Origin of the sequence: Nostoc sp. UCD121 (genome assembly GCF_014222285.1) — a bacterium.
GTDB lineage: Bacteria > Cyanobacteriota > Cyanobacteriia > Cyanobacteriales > Nostocaceae > Nostoc.
In genome coordinates, this window is record NZ_JACKZS010000017.1 from 15,111 (window position 1) to 36,873 (window position 21,763).

Sequence of the window (21,763 nt, forward strand, 5' to 3'; positions counted from 1 at the left end):
CAAGTAATTGAACTACACTACTTTTTAATACCCATTCCCTATCTTATCGGCCTAAAGACCTGAAAACTGCTGTAAAATATGAACGAATTAGTTACTGCAATTACTACAGGGGCAATTGCGTTCATTGCCACTAACATAGATGATATTGTCATTCTATTGTTATTTTTTTCTCAAATAAATACTAGCCTTCGTCCTCGGCATATAGTTGCTGGTCAGTTTCTAGGTTTTACCGTTCTGTTAATCCTTAGTCTTCCTGGCTTATTTGGTGGGTTAGTTTTATCCAAAAACTGGATTGGATTACTTGGTTTACTACCAATGTCCATAGGTATCAGTAGTTTGGTGAATCGGGAAGAAAATTCATCAAAAGAATTTTTCGATGTAACAGAAGAAACTGAAACATCAACAATTAAGAGTTTTTTTTCTCCCCAGACTTATAGTGTAGCAGCCGTTACAATTGCCAATGGTAGCGATAATATTAGTATCTACGTACCTTTGTTTGCGAGCAGCAACTTAGAGACTTTTGTGGTAATTATCGGATTATTTTTTATATTGTTAGTAATTTGGTGTTATGCAGCATACAAATTAACTCATTACAGAGTAATAGCTGATATATTGACGCGCTACGTTAATAATCTTGTGCCTTTTGTTCTTATAGGATTGGGCGCTTTTATTGTATTAAAAAGTGAAGCTTTGAGCTTAATAAAGCTAGCTGCTAGTTCTTTCTGTTTAATGATTTTGGTGAAAAATAATGAAAGTGCCGATGAAATTGGCGAAAATTCTATTAGATAATCAAGCCAATTTTAGGTTTTGATTTTTATTTCCCACATTCCGCAGGTGCGACGAGTTTCTTGATTATGATTGCTTGCGATCGCCAGTGAGCTTATGGTAGATACTCTGTTAACAAATATGACTTACTCACTTGAATTTAACCTCTATTTTTTTAATTACAAGTGTTTAAATTTGTTGTTGAAAACATAGTAAAATACTATTTATCGGTACTATCATGCTGGAAAATTCCACATACATAATCAGCTTTTTCTTTAAGAATTTTTGTCTTTATTGGATCTGTTGGATCTTTTATTAGACACTTGGGTTTTAAGATATTTCTCGATCCACTTGTCACCTTGCATATCTCCCAAATCCCTTGTAGATACTTTGTAGGTTTTAGGATCTACACCACCATTTTTCTGTAAATGCCGTAGGGTCGCATACATTTGATCGGGATTTGGTTTATAGTGTCCACTCTTATCGCAAATTGCTTCAAGTTTGCCACCATCCACCCGAATTGCACCTGCACCCTTGACTGGAATGCCCGCTAAAGCACTGGAGTGATGATATTTTCCTTGTTTATGAGCATCAGCGTAGAATTTCCCATCTGGACTAAGCACAAAGATCATCCAATCTTGCCCATCATTCGGCGCACCAATAGCTTCCATCCCTAGTGAGCTAAGGCTATCCCCAAAAGCATCTTGCCATTTACCACCACTCACCGTAACTCCTCTTGGTCTGCGTTCTGCCTCAGACTCCAAGTATTGAACTCCCTCAATAGATATATTTTTTTGCTTAAGCCAATCCCAGAAAGAAATTGTAGGAGGCGGTGGAGATGTATTAGCGTATTTTGATTTTGCTTTCCATGTCCAGAAATTAGCTTCGCCGCTTTCTTGCTGTTTCTGGTCATTAAAAGCAGCCATCATTTCTTTATCTCTATTTTCCTGTTCATTCAGCCATTCTAGGATTGCTGTCTCTTTCATCCAATTTTCAAAATGTCCCTCTTCTAGATCCTTACCTGCCAACATAAAGGCTGGTCGATGCAATGCATCCCATGCTTCAAGCCAATAACTCTCATGATTTGTGTCGCCAAGTTCTGCCGCCCTCGTCTTTGCCTCAGCCCTAACTTGGCTAACTATATCTTTGTGGGTTAGGGGTTTTGACTTACCCTTGATCTGAGGCAAGGATGGATCGGTTATGACTATTTTCTTTAGTTTATTCCAGCGGTCTTTCCCGGTTGTTCTTGGTTTGATTTGCTCCTCTACTTTTTTACCCTTAAGTGTCTCCTCATGCTTTTGATATTCTTCTCCTATCTCATCAAAGCTAAGTAGGCCACTTGCATCAGGATTTTCTTGCTTTCTTTTTAAAATCAAATCAGGCAAGAATTTTTTTACTGATTGCATTGTTTCATCGTATTCCTTCTTGAAACCATCTTTTCCTCCAAAGTCCTCAGGCTTATACATTGCGAAAAATCCGTCTGCAAGTACATTCAAATTCGCCTCAACCTGTTTGTTTATGTTTAGATCGTTAGCCTCTTTGTTCGGGTTAGCAGAGGTTGGCTCAGAATTAGAAGAAGTATTCGATGGAAGTTGAGATTTTAGCTCTTGTGGCTCTCCTTCTACTGTTGGAGGCTTAGATTCGGCTAATTGTGAATCAGTAGCTTCTGTCTCAGGCTGTTGTTGTGATGGTTTTTCTTCTAATTTAGAGGTACTAGCTTTCTTCAGTCCTGCACTTTTGATATCCGCTTGCCGTTTTTTGATATCTGCTTGCTGTTTTATGTCTGCGCCTTCTTTTGTTGCGATATTTTCAAATATTTTAATTGCATCCTTAACACTAACCCGTTGAATCACATCTCCAGTTACCATGCCACTGTCTGACACACGTTGCACCATCGGCTTGATTTGTGATTTGTCTTCCTCTTGAGGTAACGACTTGCGTTGGACACTGCCCCCTGGTTGCATTTGTAGTTCATTGTCTTCACCAAGCAAAGTTTCTCGCTGAAGTTTATCGCTCTGTGGTAGATCAATACGTTGTACTACCTGACGTGCTGTCTCGTCTGCTTGCTGTTCGTACTTATCTCCAGGTTCCCCAATTGTTAGCTTTGCCTGAATTGGTGTTGCTATATCTGGTCTTCTTACTGGAATATTGGCAAAATTATGACCAAATTGAGATGCTCTATCCAGGCTCGAATACAATATTTCATCCATCTTGGTTTGCAATACAGTTAAGCGTTCCTGCCCCTCTGCTGTAATCGTGCCATACTTCGCTTGTAGCTCAAGTCTAGTTGCCTCCATCTTTTGCTCTGCAAAAGTATTATTTTCGATTTCCTTAACTGACTTATGTCTTGCCGTCACATTTTTGGCGGGACTACTAAAAGGTCGAGGTGCGGACACAGAGCTTTTTTCTATATTTTGGGGATTGGAGATAGTGGATAAGTGAACTTTTGGGAATTTCATCCTAATATTCAAATAATTTTGACAATGAAAAATTTTTGATTATAGCTGCGACTGACTTTTGAATACACATCATACACTGAGAAAATAATCTAATCAGTGTCTGTTACAAATGATAAATTTTTAATTTTTAACTTGACTTAATTCTGGAATATTAAGGACTGAGTTTTAGTTGTAACAACAGTACTATAGCGATTCTCAGTTGGGTGCAATCAGGGCTTATAACCTAATACGCAAGGTTTGTAGTAAGCGGCTCTAGCCCTTACTACAAGCCAGTTTAACTATGTTATGCGATGTAACATAGTTTCATGTATTCTTTCCTACTTACTTAAAATTGTTATGCAGAATCAAACTTTACTCAACCACTCATTCTCTTCTGGATCTTTGAATAGTGAGGTGCTGAGGTAGCGTTCGCCGAAGCTAGGCTGGATCATGACGATTAGGCGACCTGCATTTTCTGGACGTTGTGCTACTTGAATAGCCGCATATAAAGCAGCGCCAGTAGAAATGCCCGATAACAATCCTTCTTCTTTTGCTAGGCGACGGCTGTAAGCGATCGCTTGCTCATCTGCTACCTGAATCACTTCATCCACTAATTCTGGACGGTAAATTGCTGGGACAAATCCCGCGCCGATACCCTGGATTTTGTGAGGCCCTGATTTCCCACCCGTTAATACCGGACTGCTGCTTGGTTCAACTGCGATCGCTTGAAAACTTGGCTTCCGTCCTTTAATAACTTCTGCAACTCCTGTAATCGTCCCACCAGTACCCACTCCCGCCACTAGAATATCCACCTCTCCATCGGTATCATTCCAGATTTCTTCTGCTGTGGTTTCGGCGTGAACTTTCGGGTTGGCAGGGTTGCGGAACTGCTGCAACATATAAGCATTGGGCGTTTGAGCTAAAATCTGCTCTGCACGACCGATCGCTCCTCGCATCCCTTCTACACCTGGCGTTAACTCTAATTGAGCGCCATAAGCTTTGAGCATCGATCGTCTTTCGTGGCTCATTGTGTCGGGCATCGTTAGAATAAGATGGTACCCCTTAGCGGCCGCCACCATCGCTAGCGCAATTCCTGTATTCCCAGAAGTCGGCTCTACTAAAATAGTTTTTCCGGGGTGAATCAAGCCTGCTTCTTCCGCCGTTTCCACCATACTCGCGCCAATCCGATCTTTCACAGAAGATGCTGGATTCATGCTTTCTAGCTTCACCACAATCCGAGCAACCGCTCCTGAAGCTTGGGGAATTTTGTTTAATTGAACTAGAGGAGTTCGTCCGATTAACTCTGTGATATCTTTCGCTATCCGCATGTGAATACTCCGTCGTGTCTAAATATAATACATCGGGCTTTGCTGGGCGCGAGTCTCTCTTTCCTCGCACAAGTCTTGGAGTGTATAGCGACCCAATACTTCAATTGAAGCAGCGTTAGCTTGCTCCCAAACTTCATAAACCAGAGTCTTTTCTAGAGTCGGAGAGTCAGATGTATCTTTCTCTTTCCGCTCACCTTCGACTAAAGTCACAATTTCCAGCAGTGTAATCTGCCAAGGTTCACGAGCTAAAACAAAACCTCCTTTAGAGCCGCGTTGACTCTGCACCACACCAGAACGCCGGAGGTTGGTCAAAATTTGTTCCAAATAGCGTTCAGGTATGGGTTGTTTGGTAGTGATCTCGCTCATGGTTAGAGGAAGTTTTTTTCCGTGGTGGCTTGCCAGTTCTAAGAGTGCTAGCAATGCATATTCCACTTTGGAAGACAGATCCAAGAGAGCGTAGTTTTGGCTATTCAAGACTGTACTCAACATACTACGGTGAATTGGGGGACTTGTCGCAGTTTATCCGAAATTAATTTTTTCAAAGTGTGGAATGTGATAGCATCCCACTTACTAACCACAAAAACACTATATTCTATCGACTTACCGTAGATTATTATCTAACATAATTCCCATAAATGACTCGATCTTTTTGTGGGAATTATCCTGAGTTTCTGTTTTCAGAGCCTCACTTACCAACGAAAATCTCAACAGAGTATGCTAATAACTGATTTGCGAACCATTTTTGAGCGTGACCCAGCAGCCCGTAACTGGCTAGAAGTATTGTTCTGTTATCCTGGACTCCAAGCCCTAATATTCCATCGATTGGCACACTGGCTCTATAAAATTGGAATTCCCTTCATACCTCGGTTTATCTCTCATATTAGTCGGTTTTTAACCGGGATTGAAATCCATCCTGGGGCATTAATTGGACAGGGAGTGTTTATTGACCACGGTATGGGAGTTGTGATTGGTGAAACTGCGATCGTAGGCGACTATGCCCTGATTTATCAAGGTGTGACTTTAGGCGGGACTGGGAAAGAGAGCGGCAAACGCCATCCAACTTTAGGCTCTCATGTGGTTGTGGGAGCGGGTGCAAAGGTATTGGGAAATATTCTAATTGGCGATCGCGTCCGTATTGGAGCCGGTTCTGTGGTGCTGCGAGATGTACCCAGTAACACAACCGTCGTCGGGATTCCAGGGCGCGTGACTCGTCAGAACAACTTGTCTACCAATGTTTTGGATCATGATAAAGTCCGCGACGTAGAAGCTGAAGTTATCCGCGCTTTATTTGAACGTGTCAAGGCACTAGAAAAACAGTTCGAGGAGTTGCAAGATCAATCAAGTTTGTCCCCAACTGAGCTTGGCGACGAACAAACATACAACCCTAAGAGCAATAAGTCTGATGGGATGATTGAAGATTTTCTTGATGGTGCGGGAATTTAATTTTGGGCATTGGGAATTGGGAATTGGGAATTGGGAAGAGGACTTGGGGACAAGGAGAATTGGAGACAAGGGGAAAGACTTGTTTCAAGTTCTCACCTCTTGTCCCCTTGTCCTCCTTGCTCCCCTTGCCCCCTGCTTCCGACTTTTTTATAAATGCCCAGATGCTCTTAGAACCTGATATAAATATAATACTACGGTTAATTTATCGGAGAATAGTGATATAGCTATGGTATCTTTATATGCAAATTTAACTAGCTTAAACAGTAATAATACTAAAGAAATTTTTGCCCGGAGGTCATTTTTACCAGAGCATCCAAACGGACTTTGGAAGATTGAAACGGGTTTTGTCAGGACTTTTACCTATTTGGAAGATGGTACAACCGTCGCTCTGGGATTGTGGGGCCCTGGAGATATTGTTGGTAAGTCTTTGTCAAAATTAGAACCTTATCAGATGGAATGCTTAACTAAAGTAGAGGCGACAGTATTACCTGTAGAGGAGTGGACTCAACTAACAGAAACTCTACTTGCCCATATCCAACAGGCTCAAGAATTGATGGTTATTCGTAGCCATAAAAAAGTTGATACCATGCTAATCAAGCTGCTGGCATGGTTATCTAAAAAGTTTGGTTCGGAAGTTGAGAAGGGACGTTTAATAGATATGCGTCTGACTCACGAAGACTTGGCGGAAATGCTAGGTTCAACTCGTGTGACTATCACTCGTGTTCTTGGACAGTTTGAGCATGAGGGCTTGATTGATCGTCTTTCTCTGCATCGAATTGTGGTGCGAGAAGAAGAGATTTGGTACTACGAAATTTAGATTGAAATTTAGATTATTTCAACAAAACCAGCTATCGCCGTCTGCATTCGGCTTGCCCACAATTCTAAGATTCAGAGATTCCAGATAAGCCAAACCATTAGAGATTTGTGGTACTGTTCCCCGTAGTTCAATATCAAAGCACCCTTCTTCATCTGTATTTGGTTGTAGCATAGCCTTCGTAATATTAACTACCAAGCCGTAAGCAGAAATTAACTGTGAAATCACAGGCGCTTGCAGATAGCATTTGGGAATATATATCCGCAGGCGAATCTGAGTGACTTGGCTTTTGTTAGAGACTGAAGAAACCAGTGATAATCTGGTTTGGGAATTGGTTTGACGTTTATTTAATGCTGCCATTGGATAGTGAGATTTATATTACTTAGCGTAGGCGTAGCCCGTCGTAGACATCGCTATAAACGCTAGATAAATCCAGCCAAATCGGTAGCCCCAGTTTTTCTAAATAACTCAGGCTAGAGTAAAGTTGTTTGCTTCTCCCCCACAAATCCAAGTCAAACCAGCCGTCATCTTCCGTATCGGGTTGAAGCGTAGCACTGGTAATATTTACAGTTAATCCATAACGAGAAACTAACTCAGAAATCACCGGCTCTTTGTAATAAGATTTTAAGACACACAGTTGCAAGCGCAATCGATTAGTTTGACCGAGAGAAATCCATTGCTGGAATTGTTCTTGCCATTGATTTGTCAGGAATGCAGATTCTTTGGAACTCAGTTTGCTAGCTAGACTTGGGAAAGGTAAAGAGTGCTGGTTAAATTGAATGTGGTTAGCGATCGCTAATTCCAGCAAATTCACTCCCAATCCTTGCAGGTAAGATAGGCTATTTGTCAGTTTTTGGGGATTTCCCGAAAGTTCCAAATCAAACCAGCCATCGCTGTCACTATCGGATGTCAGTAATGCTGCTTTGATATTGACGGTTAAACCATAACGAGACACCAGCCGCGAAATTACAGGTTGTCTGTGATACCTCTGAGGTACGAGAATGCGGCTGTGGACTGAAGCAGGTTCTACAGATTTACTCTGAGACATCAGATTAATTCCCAATAACGATGCCTAGGCAATTTTTTGGTTCGACAGAGAGTCTTGCTGATGCCGCGCCCCTAAAACTCAACCTTGCCTGTTTGGATGTCAGCCTTATAGAAATTTTCATCTTTTTGGCTCTTATTAAACTACGGCAGTTCTATCGATTTAACGTATTTTTGTTATGTAAAGGAGAATCCCACGAAGAATGCAAAAAAGCAATGGGTAAATTCACGTAAAATATGCTGAAGTGGTGTTAAGCGCGTTGTCTGGCGATCGCATCTGCTAGTTTTGGCTCAATGAACATCGGTGCGATCGCATACGCCCGAATCTGGAATTGCTCTAAAATGTCGAGATGACGGCGCGAGTGATCGCCTTAATAAATGTCGTTAATGGTCAATTGCCGAATCAGTCAATAATATTACAAATACTATGTCTAATGGTTTTAATAGAGTTAAATCTCTCTTTGGCTGGTGAGTAAATTCAAATATAGGAGGTTTCTATCTGTAGTGCCGTTCCCTAAAATCCTGAAACAGAGTGCTAATGAAATTGCCCCTCATTTCGCCAGATTCCCCTCTGTTATTAGCTACCAAGGAAACTATTTTTGACCTGCTGGTTAATATTCTGAATGTCACTGCACCAGAACCTAGTAATTGAAAATGCGATCGCACTTTTTCAGAGGTGATTTTTTAGAGCGATCGCTTATGTGGATGTCTGCCACCCAACTCCAGAGATATTGCCAACTCTAGGTTATAGGTTGAAAAATTAGGGAATAGCAATCAAACTACTTTACCAATCGGTTGCTTTAGTATCATCCCAGACTTCTAATTCCAAATCATGCAGATAAGTTAGTCCGCTCTGAATTTGTGCATCTGTTCCTTGTAATTCAAGGTCAAACCAACCATCCCCGACAGCATTGGCTCCCAGAATGGCTGCTGTAATATTCACAGTCAGATTGTAGTCAGACACTAAGCGAGAAATCACAGGTTCCTGGTGATAGTCTTTAGGAATTCTGAGTCGAATCCGTTTATTGGTAGGTGTGTTATTAGACATAATTAGTTAATAGCCGTAGAGGGGAGTGGGGGCAAAGGGGTGGAGGGAAATAAGGATGAATAACCAATGCCCAATGCCCCATGCCCAAAACCTAACTATTCAACATCTTTGATGCTGGTTTTCCGTTCTAAAATCTCTTTCAGCACCAAAGTTACTACTGCTAGCAATGCTAACAATACAGCCGCAGAGAAAGCAGCTTCGGTTTCATACTGTTTGTAAGCATCTTCTACAAACAGTGGTAAGCTCTGGGTTTGGTCAGCAATGTTGCCAGATACCACCGAAACCGCCCCGAATTCACCCATTGCCCTGGCATTGGTCAAAATTAAACCATAGAGCAAGCCCCAACGGATGCTAGGTAAGGTGACACGCCAAAATATCTGCCAATCTTTCGCACCGAGAGTTCTAGCAGCTTCTTCTTGATCCTTACCAAATTCCTCTAAAACAGGAATCACTTCCCGCGCCACAAAGGGCATACTCACGAAGGCTGTAGCCAGCACCATACCTGGAAAGGCAAAGATTATTTTGACATCATGTGCCTGGAGCCAAGGGCCAAACCACCCATTGCGTCCGTAAAGTAGCACAATCATCAATCCTGCAACTACGGGCGAGATGGAAAAGGGCAGGTCAATAATGCTCAAAACTATGGCTCGTCCGGGAAATTTATGACGAGCGATCGCCCAAGCTGCACATAGCCCAAATACTGTATTCAAGGGTAGAGAAATTACAGCCAGCAAAAGTGTTAGCCAAGCTGCATGGAGAAAAGCTGGTCGCGTCAGGTTGGATAGAAATGGCCCAAATCCCTTGCTGAAGGCTTGGATAAAAACGTTAATTGCAGGGATGTATTGAACTAAGGCTAAATAAGCGATCGCTATACCAATTAAAACTATTGGCACCCAACTATTCTGCTCTTTAGGCTTGGCTGTATGTGTATCAGATGCAGATGAGTGAAAACTTGGCTTATCTACTGTCATATCGTCTTGCCCATGCTTGTAAGAAATTAATTGCTAATAGCAATACCAACGAAATTGATAGTAAAACTATGCCAATTACTGTTGCACCAGAATAGTCATACTGCTCTAATCGTTGGAAAATCAGCACGGGTGCGATCAAATCTTGATAGGGCGTATTAGAAGAGATAATTACAGTTGACCCATATTCCCCAACTGCACGGGAGAAACCCAAGGCAACACCAGTTAAAATCGTCGGAAATAAAGGTGGCAAAATTACTTTCCAGAAGGTCTGCCATTGAGAAGCGCCCAAACACCAAGAAGCTTCTTCAATTTCATGTTCCATTTCCTGAAGTACGGGTTGCACAGTTCTCACAATAAAGGGTAGTGAGATAAATATCATTGCCACCGCTACTCCCGTGCGAGTAAAAGCTACCTTAATTCCCAGTGGTGCTAGTAGCGAGCCTATCCAGCCATTATCACTGTAAACAGTTGCTAGGGTTAGCCCTGCTACCGAAGTTGGTAGTGCAAATGGTAAATCTACTGTGGCATCAATCAAGCGTTTGAAGGGAAAGTCGTAGCGCACCAGAACCCAAGCAATTAGAGTACCAAATACGCCATTGAGTAAGGCAGCAAATATTGCTGTGACAAAAGTTACATTATAGGTGGCTAATGCGATATCACTGGTTGCGATCGCCCAAAATCTCGCCGGAGGTTCCGTACTCGCTTTCAGGAACATGGCAATTATGGGGATAAACAACATCACTGTCAGGTATGCTATAGTGATTCGCCAAGTCCAGGGAACCCGCCGCAATTTCTTCCAGAATGGTGTTTTGCGCTCAACTTCCAAAGAAGAAGATACAGTCGTCATAGTCAAGAATTCAAAATTTAAATTTCACAAGAAGTTTTTTGCCAGTATTCGTAACTGTTAATTCGTAATTCAAAGACATTCCAACAAATTTTAATTTTCGATAAAAAAAGTTGCATGGTCATCACTACGAATTACGAATTACTTAATTACCGTTTATTTTTGGGCTTGAATCTTATCAAACACGCCCCCATCTGCGAAAAACTTCTTATCGATTGCTTCCCAACCGCCCAAGTCTGCAACTGTACCCAAAGTTTTCACCTTGGGAAATTTGTCTGTGACTTCTTTAGTTTGAGCTACAGTCTCATCCACAGGACGGAATCCTAATTTGACAAACTCTTGCTGTGCTTCTGGAGTATAGAGGTATTTCACAAAACCTTCAGCAACTTCGCGGGTTCCATGCTTATCGACGTTCTTATCTACCACTGCGATCGGATTGTCGATTGATATATTCACATCGGGAATGACATACTCAACCTTCTCGCCCTTTTGCTGTGCCAAAATAACTTCGTTTTCGTAGTTGATTAAGACATCTCCCTGCCCTTGCTTGGCAAATGTATCAGTAGCTTCCCGTGCATCTTTAGGCAAGATTGGCACATTTTTGTAAACTTTAGTCACAAATTCAGTAGCTTTAGCCTCATCGCCACCTGTTTTAATCACAGAATCCCATAGTGCTAAGAAATTCCACTTAGCGACACCTGAAGTTTTGGGGTTAGCAGTAATTAGTTTTACACCGTCTTTAGCTAAATCTTGCCAGTTTTTGATGCCTTTAGGATTACCGGAACGAGTTACTAATGCTGCAACTGATTTGGAGACAATACCATTGTTGGGAACTTCTTTCTCCCACCCTGGCTGAATCAATCCAGCCTTCTCAATCTTTGAGGTGTCCCCAGCTAGTGCCAAGTGGACGACATCTGCTTCCAAGCCATCGATAACAGCGCGAGTTTGAGAACCAGAGCCGCCATAGCTTTGTTTGAAGACGACAGTTTGGTTATGATCTTTCTTCCACTGTTCTACAAATTTAGGAATAATTGCTTCGTGAGCCGCTTTGGTGACAGCAAAGGAAACTAGAGTTAGTTCAACACTATCTTTGCTTGCAGCCACAGGAGTAGCACTAGGGGTTTCAGAGGAAGAATTACTCGCTGTTCCGCCGGAGCAGGCGGCAAGCGCCACACTCAGTACAGTCCCTACTAAAAAGAGTGATACAAAACCTTTAAGCGAATTTAGTCTGAACCGATGTGTTCCATGTTCAGCGATCGCTTGTAATCTTTTCAGTGGGCGTTGCCACAAACTCATTCCATTTCCTCCACTAAATCTACAGATAACTGATGGGAATACAGTTATATAGTGTTTATCATACCGGATGATTACATCTAACTAGTTGCAAACACCAATAAACCTCACATTCTTCATCAAGAATATGGTGATTCTACCAATTATGTAAGGAATTACAATACTTTTATTTTCAAGTATCAAATTGCTTGATACCTCAGCCAAGCAATGTATCAAGCAATTTGCTATAGAATAGCTAATTTTTGAAGATGGTCTATTCTAGCGATCGCGTTTCATTGAAGGATGCAATATAGCGCATCGGTAACGAGTCCAGGAGCGGTGGTAAGTATACAGGAGAAATCTCCATAAATAAATGTGGGTAATTAATATACAGCAAAATCCGTGTATTGCCGTAGTTCAGCCGGATGGAAACCCAAGACAATATCTTCGCGCAAAATACCCGCTTCTAATAATGCCTCTGCCACTGGCTGAGAAGTACCATCATATTGAATCCACACTTTATCATTAATAATATCTATATGTACCACCGAACCATGTACGCGGCGTACTCCATCCCAACCGACATGTAATACTTCGTAGTGGTCTCGCTCCGAGTCAATGACTGGTTCTGTCTCTATTTGACCATTGGCAGGCTTGTGACTAGCATAGTCAAATATCAACTGACGAATAATTTCACGATACTGAACTAGCTTATCCATCTGATAATCCTTTCTAGTTGCTCGTCAAAGATAATTAGGTTTATAGGACTCATATTTGATTTTGGAACAAAACTCAAATATGAGTCCTATATAAGGGATCGTTAGTTATTGTCCAACCATCTGCTATAAGTGCTTTAATGACTGCGGCGTGGTAGATGTCTCTGGCTGCATTAGTCGGAAGATAGTTCCAAAAATACAGCTTTAATCTAGCAAAACTATTTTACAGACGTGCGATCGCAAATTCAAAATATCACCTATTCATCCTCATCATAATTAAACATTAAAACAAATTTTTGTTTAGGTAAAACTAACATGGGTAGATATATAGGATGACCATCCCATTTATTGTCTTGCTTTTTTTACCTTTTTGATAGCAAATAATTAACGTTGGCACATCGGGATATTTTTCTTTAGTTTGCTTTAAGAAAAGTAAACGCACCTTGCCAATCAAGCCAAAGTGCGATGTCTGTAAAGTATGCTTACGCGAACTTTGTTTGTATAGTTCCGCGATTTTTAGTCACCAAGACTAGATGCTAAATATCCTGTTCGCTCAACTCGCGTGTGATGTGATCAAACGGTTCATCCACAAAAGCAGTATTAACCACACCTGCGGCTGCCACTTGTTCCTTAATCAGATCCTTGAGAATCTGGATACCACGAACCGTAGGCCCAATAGGTACTCCTAAAGAATTGTAAGTTTCCCGTAGCCCTTGTAGCACTCGTTCATCCAATACATTGGTGTTTCCAGCAACTAGCGCATAGGTGGCATAGCGCAGGTAGTAGTCCATATCGCGCAGACAAGCTGCATAACGACGAGTTGTATAGGAATTTCCACCAGGACGAATCAATTCTGGCAGTTCTTCATATAACTTCAAACCAGCTTGCTTGACAAGTGCAGCCGCATTAGAATTTATCGCCGCCGCCGCTTGGACTCGGACTGTACCACTGTCAAAGTAAGATTTCAGGCTATCGATCGCATTCCGGTCAAAATACCGACCAGCTAAGTCATAATTCTTAATTAAACTTGTTACCGCATCGCGCATTCTTTTTTCTCCCAATCCTTGCTATTTATGGTTTGATATTTATTTGGCTGCACTCACGCACCAGTAAATTTTTGTGCTATTTAAAATAGATTCGGCACAAAAACAATCTATCCACTATTTAAGGATTCTATGCCAAAGTTGACCCCTATATGATGAACTTTCCAGTTTTGTACAGATGAGCGCTGAAAGGTTAATATAACCTGATAATCCAGATATCTGTAACATAAACTACAAAATCAGCTAATGTCTACTATTTAAGATATTTCTGGTGTGTCACGGTCTGATTGAGATCAGCAGGGTTAGGATGCAATGTAAGATTCTGGTTGACTTTAGGAAATTGGTAGAGAAGGAGTAAAAATGACTACACCACAAGAACTCTTGAAGAGAATTCAAGATGAAAAAATTCAACTGATTGATCTCAAATTCATCGACACAGTAGGGACTTGGCAGCACCTCACACTGTACCAAAACCAAATCGATGAGACTGCGTTCACTGATGGCGTAGCTTTTGACGGTTCCAGCATTCGGGGTTGGAAAGCGATCAACGAATCAGACATGACGATGGTACTCGACCCCAACACAGCTTGGATCGACCCATTCATGGAAGTGCCAACACTAAGTATAATTTGTAGTATTAAAGACCCCCGCACGGGTGAACCATACAACCGTTGCCCACGGGTTATTGCCCAAAAAGCAATAGATTACCTAGTTTCCAGTGGTCTTGGTGATACAGCTTTCTTTGGCCCTGAAGCTGAGTTCTTTATCTTTGATAGTGCTAGGTTTGCCCAAACTGCTAACGAAGGCTATTACTTCTTAGACTCCGAAGAAGGTGCTTGGAATTCTGGTAAAGCCGGTACAGATGAAAAACCCAACTTGGGTTACAAACCACGCTTCAAAGAAGGTTACTTCCCAGTCGCACCGACGGATTCTTTCCAAGACATCCGTACAGAGATGCTGTTGACAATGGCGGAATTAGGTGTGCCCATTGAAAAGCATCACCACGAAGTTGCTACTGGTGGTCAGTGCGAACTAGGTTTCAAGTTTGGGAAGTTGATCGAAGCGGCTGACTGGTTGATGACTTACAAATATGTCATCAAGAACGTTGCCAATAAATATGGTAAAACTGTCACCTTCATGCCAAAACCAATTTTTGGCGATAACGGTTCGGGAATGCACTGTCACCAGTCCATCTGGAGGGACGGACAACCTCTGTTTGCAGGTGATAAGTATGCTGGTTTGAGTGATATGGCGTTGTACTACATTGGTGGTCTTCTCAAACACGCACCAGCGCTGTTAGCAATTACCAACCCCAGCACCAACTCATACAAGCGCCTAGTACCTGGTTATGAAGCTCCTGTAAACTTGGCTTATTCCGAAGGGAACCGTTCTGCTTCTATCCGTATTCCTCTATCTGGTAAAAACCCCAAAGCCAAGCGTTTAGAATTCCGTTGTCCAGATGCTACATCTAACCCCTATTTGGCATTTGCTGCAATGCTTTGTGCTGGTATCGATGGCATCAAGAACAAAATACATCCTGGTGAACCCTTAGATAAAAATATCTATGAACTCTCTCCAGAAGAGCTTGCAAAGGTTCCCTCAACTCCAAGTTCTTTAGAACTGGCATTGCAAGCACTAGAAAACGATCACGCTTTCTTGACAGAATCAGGCGTATTCACGGAAGACTTTATCGAAAATTGGATTGACTACAAGCTTAACGAAGCCAAGCAGTTACAGCTACGTCCTCATCCCTATGAGTTTTACCTCTACTACGATGCTTAATTAATTAAATTAAGAATCGTATTTAACTAAATTAATAAGTTTAGCCACCCTAGAGTACAGGGTGGCTTTTTTTCCAGAGTTGTCAGTTGAGATATTCACTCAAAAAATCTAGCTTCAAACTCTTGAAACTTAGCTCATGGAAGCGTGGCTGGGGCCATAAATCATCCGACTACTAGCATCTACCTTCCCTTGAATTGGGTTCCAGTAGTGAGATACTTCTTCAGGAAGACCAAGTTCTTGTGCAGCCCTCATCAGCATTGATTGTTGGCGATTCTTGACTTGCTGATGTTCACGCACCATCAACGCACGAGATTTATCTGCGATAGACATAACCATACTCCTGTTTATTTTGTGAATATATAATTTTTCTTTGCTCGCAAGACTAATATAACAAAAATTCTGTAACATAAGCTACTTTTCACATAACTTTATATTTCCTTTTGCTGACAATATTAGCCATTTGTCCCCAAAGCTCGAAAAATCTTCCTCAATCTACCTTTGATGGCTAAAATCATCTGGCTTCAAATTTGTCTTCCCTGGGAGGTTTTACTTTTCCAACAGTAAATAATTTTTTCGTTACAATTATTTACATAGAAGTAATCAAAACTTAAGCTATTTTTATGCCTGAGAGTTTAACTAAGCTGACTTATCAGACCTTTCAGCAGGGTAAAAATTACTTTGGTCTGGCTCACAAGATATTAAGTTCACAGTTGAGGAACCTGGTGTATCCGACACTTGAACAAAAGACCAAACCTATCCCAAATGAGCTTTTAGTCAAGCTTCAACAGAGATTGAACCAGCTGCTCGAAACAGACTGGCAAGATGCCCAAAAAGGTGTCTACCCCGAAAGTCTATTGTTTGATAACCCCTGGCAAGACTTTTTTTCCTACTATCCTCTGGTGTGGCTAGATTCTCCTCAAATCTGGGAACGGATTCAACAACAGAATTATCAATATTTTTCGCCCGAAATCGACACGGATGGTTATCCCAGCTACTACGTGCAGAACTTCCATCACCAAAGCGATGGCTATTTAAGTGACTTGTCAGCCAATTTATATGACTTACAAGTAGAAATTCTTTTTGGTGGGGCAGCTGATGTGATGCGGCGGCGAATTCTCGCTCCTCTCAAGCAAGGGCTGAAAGCTTTTGATTCGGTTGCACCAAAGCAAGTCCGTATTTTGGATGTAGCTTGTGGAACTGGGCGGACTTTAAAGTTAATTCGGGCAGCCTTGCCTCAAGCATCTCTGTTTGGCACAGATTTGTCACCAGCTTATTTGCGGAAAGCAAATGAACTACTATCGCAAATCCCAGGAGAACTGCCGCAACTTTTGCAAGGGAATGCCGAAGAGTTACCTTATGTAGATGATTATTTTCATGCTGTAACTTCTGTTTTTCTCTTCCATGAGTTACCAGCATCTGTACGTCAGACAGTTATTGAGCAATGCTTCCGGGTAATAAAACCAGGCGGAGTCTTTATTATCTGTGACTCCATTCAGTTGAGTGATTCACCTGAGTTGGAACATATAATGGATTCTTTCCCCGAAACTTTCCATGAACCCTATTACAAGCATTACACCACCGATAACTTGCTAGAACGTTTACAGAGAGTAGGCTTTGAGAATATTGAGATCCAAACCCATTTTATGAGTAAGTATTTGATTGCTCATAAGCCAGCTTGAAACTATACCTTTTCATTGCTTTTTCTTTAAGGAAACTTTACCTAAAAAAGACAGATGCAAAATTTTGCATCTGTCATTGGGTGTAGAATAATTAAGATGAGTGAGATTATCTAGCAAATTCTTCTTAATATTTATTTCGTTGAACACCATCTACTAGAAGGACGAACCAGGGTGTAAGAGTAGCTCATAAATAGTAATATTTGTTGCCAAGTGCAATAAATCTATACTACTTATGCTAATCCATGTCCTAGATAAGCTCGAATGGAACGAAAAGGATTTTATGCTTAGGTAAAGGACGCTAAACACGCGTCGAAGTGAAGATCCATTAGTTGCTCATATAGGAACCAGCTACTTAATGTATGAGAAGAAAAGATATTGGGGAATAAAGTGAGTGAAGTTGCCTTAAGACTATTTCCTTAACCAGCAGAATGTTTGAATTAGACATGCTTTAGATTAACTGATAGTCTAAATAACATCTATTTCTAGAGCCGTTGAGGATTGAGGTGCAGAGCTTCCCACCGAATATAAGCAACAGTTATGTAGCTTTTGGGAGTTGTTAATGCTGCTGATCAAGACACTTAATTTTATTTGCGTTTTGATCGCCAGGATTAAAAGACCAACTAATGATATACAAAGCTTGCAGTTGAAATACTAAGCGATCGCTGAAGATTTTCGTGTGTCAACTGTATATATCTCTGTCACAAAAGCTGTGTCAAATATGTTGGCACAACATCGTGTTTTCTGGAACTTTAGTTTTGGTTCTTTTTGAAGAACAGGCATTATCCTACGGTGGTTAAACCACAACATAGATATTTCCGAATTTTTGTGTCACTTCCCTACGCCCACTACCGCGATGACGTGGCGCATCATCTGGATTTTGTTCAGATGCTGCCGAGAGCCACTGTTCCGAAGTAGGCGTGGAAAGTAGCCCAGTTGATAAGTGATTGACCATTGCTTGGCAGTTAGAAGCTAAGGGGCCGAACACCAGACTCGATACTAAAAGTGAAATGGCAGCACGCATAGCAAATGTCTATTTTGGAACTCTCCACTTCACTGATACTTAGCTTTTTGATTAATATCCGGACAATTAATCAAAAAGTATTCTGTTTTACTGAAAATAAACTCTTCTTATCCTCCGTTTAAATGTTCGACTAATAACCAATTACCAGAGTGGTTCTGACGACCCCACAATGTAACTAATCGTTCGTGGGGGTAAGCGCGTAATTGCTCGTCGATATGCGATCGCAAAGTCACAAGCTGCCAATCTTGCCCTTGATATGCGGCTGGCGCTGTGACAGCAAATCTGTATTCCTGCTGTTCCAAGCGGGATAAAATGCCTTTGAAACAGTTACTTTCCCGAATTAATGCCTTATCAAAAGCAGAGTCAGGGTACTCATTCTCCGATGGGCAAGGGCAATAACCACTATCTGGATAGGCTTGTGGGTTATTTAAGTAATACAGTTGCCAGTGCAGCCAATCCGAACGATTGGGTGGAAGATTAAATAAAGGAATAATTGCTGTTTTTGAACGATTATCCTCTAATAAAGCTGTTTGGAGTGATCTAACAGGTAAATGCCTCGGCTGACAGTTTAACTCAACACATATCGCCGCCGCCATACCTGCTGCTTGACCGATGCCCATAACTACAGGTTGTAATCTGGTAGCGCCATTAGCAATGTGAGAGACAGAAATATTCTTTTCACAAACCAATAAACCATCTGTTGTGGCTGGAATTAGGGAACTGTAGGGAATTGTAAAGGGTGTTCCAGTCCAACGCCCGCCCCAACGGATAGATTTTGGTTGCAGTGAGAATTGAACACCAGGATAATGATGGTCATTGGCGTAGTTACCAACTGCGATTGCATCATTAAATATAGATGCAACTCTTCCCCCGGCAATCGGCAAAATATCCTGTTCTCGGACAGTAGTTAGTCCCAATAAGCGGCGGCTTTCTCGATAATAGGGATGCAGTGCAAAAGCTGTAGGGGCGTGAGGAAATACCTTTTCTGCTAAACCATAGCGACGACCAAGCTGATCTTGGATAAAATGGGCAAAATTTTGGCTATGCCAGCGAGATTCTTGGATGAATTCACCTCTGGACACATCTGACTCTATCAGCCGCCCTACTCGTTGGCCGTAGTCATTGCCACAGATTGGCCAATTAATCATGAATCGATTACCAGGCAAACGTCCATAATTCAAAAATGTCTCTGCTCCATAGCCATCCCAAGCGCCTGTAAACTGTGATGGATTATAGTTAGGGGCAGCCGGAATTTCTGGTGCAATTGCATCACCAAAGTCTTGCATAATAACTACATAAGTGGGCGCTTGCACAGGATATTTTTGGGTGAAAGAGTTAAAACTCACTGGGGCGCTTGGTTCTCCCCACTCAGATTGCAATTCCCAGCCCCAACGGTAAGGTATCTCAGCTAAAGCTAATAAATCTCCTAATTCTGTACCGTCGAGAATAATTTTGGCTGTGACAGCAAAATCAGCAAAGCGCACACCAGTAATAGAATCACCTTGGCGAAATACCTCTATTGGTACTTGTCCAGAAATCCAATGCAGATTTGGTAATTCCTGCACCCAATCTGCAAAAATTTCTGCCCCAATTTGAGGATCGTAACTAAAAAAGCTTACCCAGCTGTTATCTAATCCTCCGGGCTGTCGTTGCCGCAATTCCTGCAAAAACGAACCCCATAAACCCGTTTGAAAGGTTTCTAATTCGTTGCCATCGGGTACAGACACTCCAGCCGAAGTTAGCATTCCCCCCAACCAAGGAAATTCACTCACCAGAATCGTTTTGGCTCCCCGTCGCGCCGCTTGGATAGCAGCCGCAGTGCCTCCGGTTCCTCCACCGACAACTAAGACATCAACTGTGTATGTCTGATTAACCATTGCTTAACCTCACTGGAGTTACGTTATATTCCCCCAGATAGCTTGGCATCAAATAGATAAGTTATTTTATTTTTCAGATACTGAGCATTAAAGATTTTCAGACGAAACTGGTTCCAACTAACACAGAATAAATTCTTATTCCTAATCCGATTTATCAACTTTGTGTCTTGCATCCCCAGTTCAGGGCTTTTACATAATTTTGTCTTTCTGACTAGTTAGAAATACTCTTTTGATATACAAGTACCTGTATCTTTGTTACCTCAATAGATAGATCAATCCTATTTATTTATATTTAAATAGGTTGATGTTTTTCACACTACACTACTTAGATAAGTTTTTTATGTCAGGAAAAAGAAATTTTTTATCTATCTGTATACCACTTTTGTAAAAGTGAGATAATTTAATTTTTTGTACTCAGCTAGTAGAAATATTTTAGCAAATTCGTTCCTTTTAATTTATTTATACCTAAATCAGAGAATACAACATTAAATCCTTTAAGGGCAAGACTTACAAAGAATTTGGAGATGCGTATAATTTAGTATTACATCTAATCAAGGGTTGAATTTTTAGCCATATTCATAATAACTTCTTTTAAATAGATAGAAATAAATACAACTTGTATATACAGCCAAAGATAGAGGTTATGGCTGTGGATTGGTATTTAAGATTAACGTAAATAGATTTTATGAATTACTAGGATTACGTGAATTAGAAATATTATGTTTACTAATTTTCTAAAAAATAATGACAAATTAAGTGTAAATCAAGATAGGAATGTCTCAAATATTGAAATAGCACTTTTTATAGATCAAATCAAAAGTAATATCTGGATATTTGGTATTCCATCTTGGATTTTTGGAATAACGGATAGAAGTATAGCTGCATTTGCTGATGGTTATTTATCTTATATAGAAATATTTCAGTTATTTACAGCTTCTTTCTTTTTTGTGAGTTGGCTATATCTCAAACCTAACGAAAGCTTCAACAGCAATGATTTAGGGCCCAGCCAATATCAAGAATATATCGCTCGTACTCAAGCTAATAAACTTCAAATAAAAAAGCTCCACATGATTAGTCAGGAGTATCTTTTACCGTTTCCTTATCTTTGCCAAATTTATCATCTATTGAACTTAAAGCATTTAGAAACAGTTCATAATTTTAGCCTTAATAAGCTGAAAATTTTCCAAATTAGCCACTTTCAGCCCACCAGCACTGGTGGAATAATCAAATTCAAAACAATATTAGACTCGCCAGCTAATCCTTTGAGAATTTGGCGGCAACCGATTGTGGAGGTAGATTTAATATTACATACTCCCTATACTGTTGAATTGAGTATTCCAGTTTACAATCACAAAAGGATAATTGTTTTATTTAATGCTTTTCCGTTAAATGACTCAGAACATCAGTTCTTTATAGATATATATAGTGACCTAGAGTGGCCAAAGCCATTATTACAAATAATATTGCATTTTGCTTCTTGTTTGACACTATTTGAAGATTTGCCCTATTTAAGAGCTTTAGCGGATAAAAATATAGGGCGTTTATTTAATTTAAGTAAGGCTTCAAATCACGAGACTGCATTGCTATTTAAAAGATTCGTTGAACTATATGGTTCGACTGGAGAAGCAACTAAATTACTTAAGGCGAGGGAAGAAAATTAGGAGAGACGCGATTAATC

Annotated in this window: 22 protein-coding genes; 7 read left to right on the forward strand and 15 right to left on the reverse strand. The window is 40.9% G+C overall.

Annotated elements, in window-relative coordinates:
• Positions 1-78 precede the first annotated feature (78 nt).
• A complete protein-coding gene (locus tag GNF10_RS05980; protein ID WP_185586328.1) occupies positions 79-789 on the forward strand; it encodes a cadmium resistance transporter in 711 nt (236 codons plus the stop codon).
• Positions 790-1,040: 251 nt separating this feature from the next.
• Here GNF10_RS05980 and GNF10_RS05985 read toward each other — a convergent pair whose 3' ends face one another.
• The 3 genes from GNF10_RS05985 to GNF10_RS05995 form a co-directional block, all read right to left on the reverse strand.
• Positions 1,041-3,161, reverse strand: coding sequence for a hypothetical protein (locus GNF10_RS05985; protein ID WP_185592347.1), 2,121 nt, complete (start codon positions 3,159-3,161; stop codon positions 1,041-1,043).
• A 407-nt stretch (positions 3,162-3,568) separates the two neighbouring features.
• Positions 3,569-4,531, reverse strand: coding sequence for a cysteine synthase A (gene cysK / locus GNF10_RS05990; protein WP_114080548.1), 963 nt, complete (start codon positions 4,529-4,531; stop codon positions 3,569-3,571).
• A gap of 18 nt (positions 4,532-4,549) precedes the next feature.
• The gene (locus GNF10_RS05995) at positions 4,550-5,020 is read right to left on the reverse strand and encodes an Rrf2 family transcriptional regulator (RefSeq protein ID WP_174713315.1); all 471 of its coding nucleotides are present in this window, start codon (positions 5,018-5,020) and stop codon (positions 4,550-4,552) included.
• Positions 5,021-5,245: 225 nt separating this feature from the next.
• Here GNF10_RS05995 and cysE point away from each other — a divergent pair, with 225 nt between their 5' ends.
• Both cysE and GNF10_RS06005 read left to right on the forward strand, forming a co-directional pair.
• Positions 5,246-5,974: a serine O-acetyltransferase gene (cysE, locus tag GNF10_RS06000; RefSeq protein ID WP_221643540.1), complete on the forward strand. Its 729-nt coding sequence runs from the start codon at positions 5,246-5,248 to the stop codon at positions 5,972-5,974.
• 226 nt (positions 5,975-6,200) lie between these two features.
• Entirely contained in the window at positions 6,201-6,791 is a 591-nt protein-coding gene (locus tag GNF10_RS06005; protein WP_185586502.1) for a Crp/Fnr family transcriptional regulator, read from the forward strand.
• Between the two features lie 18 nt (positions 6,792-6,809).
• On the opposite strand, the gene GNF10_RS06010 is transcribed toward GNF10_RS06005, so the two are convergent.
• Complete coding sequence (locus GNF10_RS06010; RefSeq protein WP_185586503.1) at positions 6,810-7,148, reverse strand: NIL domain-containing protein; 339 nt, start codon at positions 7,146-7,148, stop codon at positions 6,810-6,812.
• Positions 7,149-7,170: 22 nt separating this feature from the next.
• Positions 7,171-7,836: an NIL domain-containing protein gene (locus GNF10_RS06015; RefSeq protein ID WP_185586504.1), complete on the reverse strand. Its 666-nt coding sequence runs from the start codon at positions 7,834-7,836 to the stop codon at positions 7,171-7,173.
• Positions 7,837-7,856: 20 nt separating this feature from the next.
• Between GNF10_RS06015 and GNF10_RS06020 the strand changes: the two genes are divergently transcribed.
• A complete protein-coding gene (locus GNF10_RS06020; protein WP_185592345.1) occupies positions 7,857-8,066 on the forward strand; it encodes a hypothetical protein in 210 nt (69 codons plus the stop codon).
• Positions 8,067-8,616: 550 nt separating this feature from the next.
• Here the strand turns inward: GNF10_RS06020 and GNF10_RS06025 are convergent.
• The 7 genes from GNF10_RS06025 to apcB all read right to left on the reverse strand — a co-directional run bounded on the left by GNF10_RS06025 (position 8,617) and on the right by apcB (position 13,729).
• Positions 8,617-8,883 (reverse strand): NIL domain-containing protein, encoded by a 267-nt coding sequence (locus GNF10_RS06025; protein WP_185586513.1) that lies wholly within the window; start codon positions 8,881-8,883, stop codon positions 8,617-8,619.
• 92 nt (positions 8,884-8,975) lie between these two features.
• The gene (gene cysW / locus GNF10_RS06030) at positions 8,976-9,851 is read right to left on the reverse strand and encodes a sulfate ABC transporter permease subunit CysW (protein ID WP_185586505.1); all 876 of its coding nucleotides are present in this window, start codon (positions 9,849-9,851) and stop codon (positions 8,976-8,978) included.
• A complete protein-coding gene (gene cysT, locus GNF10_RS06035) occupies positions 9,838-10,698 on the reverse strand; it encodes a sulfate ABC transporter permease subunit CysT (protein ID WP_163937186.1) in 861 nt (286 codons plus the stop codon). Before cysT ends, cysW begins: the two co-directional genes overlap by 14 nt.
• A 153-nt stretch (positions 10,699-10,851) precedes the next feature.
• Positions 10,852-11,991: a sulfate ABC transporter substrate-binding protein gene (locus tag GNF10_RS06040; protein ID WP_185586506.1), complete on the reverse strand. Its 1,140-nt coding sequence runs from the start codon at positions 11,989-11,991 to the stop codon at positions 10,852-10,854.
• A gap of 359 nt (positions 11,992-12,350) precedes the next feature.
• Positions 12,351-12,686, reverse strand: a complete 336-nt coding sequence (locus GNF10_RS06045; RefSeq protein ID WP_185586507.1) for a XisI protein — start codon at positions 12,684-12,686, stop codon at positions 12,351-12,353.
• A 73-nt stretch (positions 12,687-12,759) separates the two neighbouring features.
• Positions 12,760-12,885 carry an element excision factor XisH family protein gene (locus GNF10_RS39465; RefSeq protein ID WP_185586514.1) on the reverse strand — a complete coding sequence of 42 codons (126 nt, stop codon included), beginning with the start codon at positions 12,883-12,885 and terminating at the stop codon, positions 12,760-12,762.
• Positions 12,886-13,219: 334 nt separating this feature from the next.
• Positions 13,220-13,729 (reverse strand): allophycocyanin subunit beta, encoded by a 510-nt coding sequence (apcB, locus tag GNF10_RS06055; protein WP_185586508.1) that lies wholly within the window; start codon positions 13,727-13,729, stop codon positions 13,220-13,222.
• Positions 13,730-14,086: 357 nt separating this feature from the next.
• Here apcB and glnA point away from each other — a divergent pair, with 357 nt between their 5' ends.
• Complete coding sequence (gene glnA, locus GNF10_RS06060) at positions 14,087-15,508, forward strand: type I glutamate--ammonia ligase (protein ID WP_185586509.1); 1,422 nt, start codon at positions 14,087-14,089, stop codon at positions 15,506-15,508.
• Positions 15,509-15,637: 129 nt separating this feature from the next.
• On the opposite strand, the gene GNF10_RS06065 is transcribed toward glnA, so the two are convergent.
• Positions 15,638-15,838, reverse strand: coding sequence for a hypothetical protein (locus GNF10_RS06065; RefSeq protein ID WP_012411649.1), 201 nt, complete (start codon positions 15,836-15,838; stop codon positions 15,638-15,640).
• 290 nt (positions 15,839-16,128) lie between these two features.
• Between GNF10_RS06065 and GNF10_RS06070 the strand changes: the two genes are divergently transcribed.
• A complete protein-coding gene (locus GNF10_RS06070; protein ID WP_185586510.1) occupies positions 16,129-17,187 on the forward strand; it encodes a class I SAM-dependent methyltransferase in 1,059 nt (352 codons plus the stop codon).
• A 793-nt stretch (positions 17,188-17,980) separates the two neighbouring features.
• Here GNF10_RS06070 and GNF10_RS06075 read toward each other — a convergent pair.
• Together GNF10_RS06075 and GNF10_RS06080 are read right to left on the reverse strand one after the other, a co-directional pair.
• Positions 17,981-18,208 (reverse strand): hypothetical protein, encoded by a 228-nt coding sequence (locus GNF10_RS06075; RefSeq protein WP_185586511.1) that lies wholly within the window; start codon positions 18,206-18,208, stop codon positions 17,981-17,983.
• Positions 18,209-18,315: 107 nt separating this feature from the next.
• Positions 18,316-20,085, reverse strand: a complete 1,770-nt coding sequence (locus GNF10_RS06080) for an FAD-dependent oxidoreductase (RefSeq protein WP_185586512.1) — start codon at positions 20,083-20,085, stop codon at positions 18,316-18,318.
• Positions 20,086-20,804: 719 nt separating this feature from the next.
• Here GNF10_RS06080 and GNF10_RS06085 point away from each other — a divergent pair.
• The gene (locus tag GNF10_RS06085; protein WP_185607128.1) at positions 20,805-21,746 is read left to right on the forward strand and encodes a hypothetical protein; all 942 of its coding nucleotides are present in this window, start codon (positions 20,805-20,807) and stop codon (positions 21,744-21,746) included.
• The last annotated feature ends 17 nt before the right edge of the window (positions 21,747-21,763 follow it).

Coding starts and splice junctions, on each gene's coding strand:
- glnA (WP_185586509.1), top strand. CDS start 14,087: ATGACTACACCACAAGAACTCTTGAAGAGAATTCAAGATGAAAAAATT.
- GNF10_RS06080 (WP_185586512.1), bottom strand. CDS start 20,085: ATGGTTAATCAGACATACACAGTTGATGTCTTAGTTGTCGGTGGAGGA.
- GNF10_RS06075 (WP_185586511.1), bottom strand. CDS start 18,208: ATGCGTGCTGCCATTTCACTTTTAGTATCGAGTCTGGTGTTCGGCCCC.
- GNF10_RS06015 (WP_185586504.1), bottom strand. CDS start 7,836: ATGTCTCAGAGTAAATCTGTAGAACCTGCTTCAGTCCACAGCCGCATT.
- cysE (WP_221643540.1), top strand. CDS start 5,246: ATGCTAATAACTGATTTGCGAACCATTTTTGAGCGTGACCCAGCAGCC.
- GNF10_RS05980 (WP_185586328.1), top strand. CDS start 79: ATGAACGAATTAGTTACTGCAATTACTACAGGGGCAATTGCGTTCATT.
- GNF10_RS06070 (WP_185586510.1), top strand. CDS start 16,129: ATGCCTGAGAGTTTAACTAAGCTGACTTATCAGACCTTTCAGCAGGGT.
- GNF10_RS06020 (WP_185592345.1), top strand. CDS start 7,857: ATGCCTAGGCAATTTTTTGGTTCGACAGAGAGTCTTGCTGATGCCGCG.
- cysW (WP_185586505.1), bottom strand. CDS start 9,851: ATGACAGTAGATAAGCCAAGTTTTCACTCATCTGCATCTGATACACAT.
- GNF10_RS06005 (WP_185586502.1), top strand. CDS start 6,201: ATGGTATCTTTATATGCAAATTTAACTAGCTTAAACAGTAATAATACT.
- GNF10_RS06045 (WP_185586507.1), bottom strand. CDS start 12,686: ATGGATAAGCTAGTTCAGTATCGTGAAATTATTCGTCAGTTGATATTT.
- GNF10_RS06040 (WP_185586506.1), bottom strand. CDS start 11,991: ATGAGTTTGTGGCAACGCCCACTGAAAAGATTACAAGCGATCGCTGAA.
- GNF10_RS06010 (WP_185586503.1), bottom strand. CDS start 7,148: ATGGCAGCATTAAATAAACGTCAAACCAATTCCCAAACCAGATTATCA.
- GNF10_RS06085 (WP_185607128.1), top strand. CDS start 20,805: ATGTTTACTAATTTTCTAAAAAATAATGACAAATTAAGTGTAAATCAA.
- cysK (WP_114080548.1), bottom strand. CDS start 4,531: ATGCGGATAGCGAAAGATATCACAGAGTTAATCGGACGAACTCCTCTA.
- GNF10_RS06065 (WP_012411649.1), bottom strand. CDS start 15,838: ATGTCTATCGCAGATAAATCTCGTGCGTTGATGGTGCGTGAACATCAG.
- GNF10_RS05995 (WP_174713315.1), bottom strand. CDS start 5,020: ATGTTGAGTACAGTCTTGAATAGCCAAAACTACGCTCTCTTGGATCTG.
- cysT (WP_163937186.1), bottom strand. CDS start 10,698: ATGACGACTGTATCTTCTTCTTTGGAAGTTGAGCGCAAAACACCATTC.
- apcB (WP_185586508.1), bottom strand. CDS start 13,729: ATGCGCGATGCGGTAACAAGTTTAATTAAGAATTATGACTTAGCTGGT.